The sequence below is a fragment of the Streptomyces sp. NRRL F-5755 genome, assembly GCF_001279365.1.
GTDB classification, from domain to species: Bacteria; Actinomycetota; Actinomycetes; order Streptomycetales; family Streptomycetaceae; genus Streptomyces; species Streptomyces rimosus.
On the sequence record NZ_LGCW01000286.1, the window covers coordinates 1 to 4,574 of the forward strand.

Below are 4,574 nucleotides of genomic sequence, written 5' to 3' on the forward strand. Positions count from 1 at the left end.
CACCCCCCGCTTCCCCCGCTCCCGCCCGACCACCTCGCCCACCTGGCCCGGCGCGCCGGACTGCCGCTTCCGTCCGACCGCCTGGCCGGTGTCGCGGCGACCGTGCACGCCATCGACACGGTCCTCGGCGCGTTGCGCGACGTACCGCTGGGCGAGACCCCGCCCGCGCCCTCCTTCACCGCCGTACCCGGCGGCGCCCCCTCCCGGAGGACCTCATGAGCCATCCCGGCCACCTCGATCACCTCCCCACCGAGCCCTACCGGCTCTCGCTCACCGAAGCCGCCCGCCTCATCGCGGACCGCGCCCTGTCCCCCGTCGAACTCACCACCTCCGTCCTCGACCGGGCCGAAGCCGTGGAGCCGAAGCTCGGGGCCTATGTGTCGGTGGCCCGTGAGGCCGCGCTGCGGTCCGCCGCCGAGGCCGAGCGGGAGATCGCCGCCGGGCGGCCCCGGGGTCCGCTGCACGGCGTTCCGATGGCGCTGAAGGACCTGATCGACGTCGCGGGCGTACCGACCACGGCCAGTTCCCGGGTGCGCGCGGACCACGTGCCGGACGCGGACGCCGCCGTGACGGAGCGGCTGCGCGCGGCCGGCGCGGTGCTGACCGGCAAGACCCACACCCACGAGTTCGCGTACGGGCTGACCACCCCGCAGACCCGCAACGCCTGGTCGCCCGAGCACATACCCGGCGGCTCCAGCGGCGGTTCGGCGGCGGCCGTCGCCGCCGGTACGGCCACCTTCGCCCTCGGTACGGACACCGGCGGCTCGATCCGCGTCCCCGCCGCCCTCAACCACGTCGTCGGCCTGAAGCCGACGTACGGCCTGGTCCCCCGGCACGGCGTGACGTCCCTGTCGTGGTCGCTGGACCACGTGGGCCCGCTCACCCGTACGGCGGCCGACGCGGCCCTCGTCCTCCAGGCCCTCGCCGGACACGACCCGCGCGACCCGGCGTCCCTCGCCCACCCGCCCGAGGACTACACCCGGGCCCTCGGCGCGCCGATCGCCGGACTGCGCGTCGGCATCCCCGCCAACTACTACTTCGAGCGCGTACAGCCCCAGGTCGCGGCCGCGGTCCGCACCGCCGTCGACGCGCTCACCGCGCTCGGCGCCACCACCGTGCCCGTGCGCATACCGATGACGGAGTATGTGCACGCCGCCCAGTGGGGCCTGATGGTCCCGGAGGCCACGGCGTACCACCAGGACATGCTGCGGGCCTCGCCCGGCCTGTACGCCGACGACGTGCGCATCCTCCTGGAGGCGGGCGAATTCGTCCCGGCCACCGACTACATCCGCGCCCAGCGCACCCGGACGATCATGCACCAGCGGTGGCTGGCGCTCTTCGACGGAACCGATGGCCCGGAGGGCGCCGGCGGTATCGACGTGCTCGCGGCCCCGGCCGTCCCCGCCACCGCCGCCCGCGCCGGGCAGTCGGAGTTCACCTGGCCCGACGGCTCGACCGAGTCGGTCTCCGACGCGTACGTACGGCTCTCCGCCCCCGCCAACCTCACCGGCTTCCCGGCGCTCTCCCTGCCCGTCGGCCGCGACGGCCAGGGCCTGCCGATCGGTATGCAGCTGATCGGCCGCCCGCTGGCCGAGGCCACCCTGCTCCGGCTGGCGCACGCCTACGAGACCGCCCACCGGCCGGCGCCGGAACTCGCGCCGCTGTAGCCGTCAGGCGGGCAGCAGCCGCTCCACCAGGCTCCGGGCGTAGTCCACCGCGCCCGGGCCGGTCTCCGGCCCCGGACGGAACAGGATGCGGTACATCATCGGCGCCACGAGGCGGTCCATGACCTCCTCCAGCTCCGGCACCGCCTCGCCCCGCGCCAGCGCCCGGTCCAGGACGGTGCGCACCTGCTCGGCGGCGTACCCGGAGCACTGCCCGGCGTTGCCGCCGTCCGGGTCACCGGCCAGCGCGTCACGGATGTACGCGCGGCCGGCCGCGGACGCCATCTCCTCCAGGAACTGCTCGGCCCAGGCCCCCAGGTCGGCCCGCAGCGAGCCGTGGTCCTCCGGCGGCCCCTCCGGCCGAAGCCGCTCCACCGCCACGTCCGACAGCAGTTCCTGCAGGTCGCCCCACCGCCGGTACACGGTGGACGGCGTGACTCCGGCCCGCGCCGCGATGGCCGGCACGGTCAGCCCGTCCCGCCCCCGCTCGGCGGTCAGCTCCCGCACGGCCCGGTGCACCGACTCCTGCACCCGCGCACTGCGGCCTCCGGGCCGAACGGCCTTGCGTGCGCCCCCCTTGGCGCCCGCCGTCCCGGCCTCCGCGCTCTTCCTGGCATTCACCGGCCCAGCTTAACGCGAAATATTTGCGTCAAGGCTGCCCCGTACAGCGGTGGAACGGCCTCCGCCCCTCAGCGCAGCCGCGCGACGACCGTGACCTCGTGGCGGTTGTGGTGCAGCTGCCGGGCGTGCAGGATCTCGTACTTCTTGCGCAGCCGTGCCAGGCACTTGTGCACGACCTCGACCACGTTGCCGTGCGCCAGCTTCAGGGTGACGACGGCCGTGCCGCCGGGGCGCAGCCGTTGCGCGGCGGTGAGCATGGTGTCGCAGGTCAGCCGGGGGTCCATCTTCATGTCGTTGACGACGACGTCGAAGCGCGTCTTGTTGGACGCGAAGAAGTTGCCGGCCGTCGTCCTGGCGTGGTGGACGCCGGGGTCGGCGAGCAGCCGGGGGTCGATGTCGCCGGGGTCCACGGCCCAGACCTTCAGGCCGTGGGTGCGCAGGATGCGGGTCCAGCCGCCCGGGCTGGCGCCGAGGTCGGCGGCCACTCCGGAGCGGGGGAGGTCGAGGCCGAAGACCTTGATCGCCTCCTCCAGCTTGAACTCCGCCCGCGAGATGGTGTCGGGGCTGCGCGAGAGCCGGACCCGGCCGCCCGGCCAGTCCGAGAGGCTGTCGGTGGGGTTCCCGATCCCGAGCAGGACGCCCGAACGGGTGATGCAGGCCGACAGGACCGCGGGCGCACCGGAGCGCACGACCTCGAAGCCCTGCTTCTCCAGGGCGTCGGCCAGGCCGCGGAAGAGCTGCGCCGAGCCGTACTCGGCGGGGTTCTGGCCGCTCACCCATGCCTGGACGGCCAGCGGTCCCGAGGGGAGGTCCCCGGGGAGGGCGGCGAGCGCGCGCCGCGTCACGGCGTCGAGGTCCCGTGCCTCGTCGAAGGGCACCCGGGCGATCTCGGCGGTCAGGTGCTTGACGAAGGACACCGGCCGGGTCCGGCACAGCTCGGACACGTCCCGCAGCGAGGCGTCGGGCAGGGTCAGCGCGCCGACGTCCGGGCCGAGGCGCTCGACGGCCGCGCGCTTGCCCCAGACGTCCGTCAACTCCCGCCGCGCTGCGGGAAGATACTCCTCCGAGGTGGAGAATATGCTGGTGGGCATCGCGTTCGTCGCTTTCGAAGGGTCTTCGTCCGGGCAGGCTGGGCCCGGGGCAGTTTACCGAAGCACCGGTCCGCGGCTTCACATCTGCGCAGCGTCCGGAAGGGGTGCCCGGTCCGCGATCGCCGCGAGCAGGTCGGCCTGCCGCTCCCGGAGGTAGAAGTGGCCTCCGTCGAACCGTACGCACTCCGTGTCCGCGGTGGTGGCCCCGGCCCAGGCGGCCGCGTCCGACGGGTCCACATACGGGTCCGCATCTCCGTACAGCACGGTGACGGGGCAGGTCAGCGCGGTTCCGGTACGCGGCCGGTAGGCGTCCACGGCCCGGTAGTCGCCGCGCATGCCGGGCAGCAGCAGCTCCAGGAGTTCGGGGTGCTCGGTGATCGCGTCGGCGGTGCCGCCCATCTCGCGCAGGTCCCGTAGGAGGGTGTCGTCGGAGGCGTCGCCCAAGGCGCCCGGGGGCCGTCGTCCGGGCGCGTTCTGAGCGGACGCGAACAGGCGCGCCGGTGTCCGGCCGGCCCGCTGCATGCGCAATGCGACCTCGTAGGCGACCAGAGCCCCCATGCTGTGCCCGAACAGGACGCAGGGCCGGTCGGCGGTCCGCAGCAGGTCTTCGGCCGCCAGGTCGGCGAGCCGGTGGAGGTCGTCCACGGGGTCTTCCGGCAGGCGGTCCTCACGGGCCGGGTACTGGGCCACCAGGACCTCGAAACGGGCGGGAAAGGCGCGGGCCCAGTCCCGGTAATAGCTCGCGGCTCCCCCGGCGTGCGGAAAACACACGGCCTGGATATCGGCGTCCGGCCTCGGGGTGTAACGGCGGAACCAGGTGGAGTGCGCGACTGGTCGTGCGTGCAAAACGGGCGGGTCCCTTTTCTCGTGGGGGCTGGGTTTCCGGCGGGCGGCTTTGTGTGCGCCGCCCGCCGGTCACGCATGCGAAAGGGTCAGGCCGCCTCGCCGTCCATGGCGTCGGCGAGGCTCTTCGGGCGCATGTCCGTCCACGTCTCGTTCACGTAGTCCACGCACGCCTGGTGGCTCTCCTCGCCGAAGCGGATCTCCCAGCCGTCGGGGATCTCCGCGAAAGCGGGCCACAGGGAGTGCTGGTTCTCCGCATTGGCCAGGACGTAGTAGGTGCCCTCGGGGTTCTCGAACGGGTTCTGCACGGTGAGCTCCTTGCTCTGGGGATTGCTCTGGGATTTATCGGGTGTTC

General features: G+C 73.7%; 6 protein-coding genes. 2 read left to right on the top strand and 4 right to left on the bottom strand.

Features of this window, described 5'->3' with window-relative positions; genetic code table 11:
- Nucleotides 1–219: hypothetical protein (locus tag ADK86_RS29485; protein ID WP_053699359.1), on the top strand; the 219-nt coding region annotated here is incomplete at its 5' end.
- The gene (locus tag ADK86_RS29490; RefSeq protein WP_053699360.1) at nt 216–1,667 is read left to right on the top strand and encodes an Asp-tRNA(Asn)/Glu-tRNA(Gln) amidotransferase GatCAB subunit A; all 1,452 of its coding nucleotides are present in this window, start codon (nt 216–218) and stop codon (nt 1,665–1,667) included. The genes ADK86_RS29485 and ADK86_RS29490, both read left to right, overlap by 4 nt.
- Before the next feature lie 3 nt (nt 1,668–1,670).
- Here ADK86_RS29490 and ADK86_RS29495 read toward each other — a convergent pair whose 3' ends face one another.
- The 4 genes from ADK86_RS29495 to ADK86_RS29510 form a co-directional block, all read right to left on the bottom strand.
- Nucleotides 1,671–2,195 carry a TetR/AcrR family transcriptional regulator gene (locus ADK86_RS29495; RefSeq protein WP_053699361.1) on the bottom strand — a complete coding sequence of 175 codons (525 nt, stop codon included), beginning with the start codon at nt 2,193–2,195 and terminating at the stop codon, nt 1,671–1,673.
- A 158-nt stretch (nt 2,196–2,353) separates the two neighbouring features.
- Nucleotides 2,354–3,376, bottom strand: coding sequence for an SAM-dependent methyltransferase (locus ADK86_RS29500; RefSeq protein ID WP_053699362.1), 1,023 nt, complete (start codon nt 3,374–3,376; stop codon nt 2,354–2,356).
- Nucleotides 3,377–3,454: 78 nt separating this feature from the next.
- Complete coding sequence (locus ADK86_RS29505; protein ID WP_053699363.1) at nt 3,455–4,222, bottom strand: thioesterase II family protein; 768 nt, start codon at nt 4,220–4,222, stop codon at nt 3,455–3,457.
- Nucleotides 4,223–4,308: 86 nt separating this feature from the next.
- Nucleotides 4,309–4,527, bottom strand: a complete 219-nt coding sequence (locus tag ADK86_RS29510; RefSeq protein ID WP_053699364.1) for an MbtH family protein — start codon at nt 4,525–4,527, stop codon at nt 4,309–4,311.
- Nucleotides 4,528–4,574 lie beyond the last annotated feature (47 nt).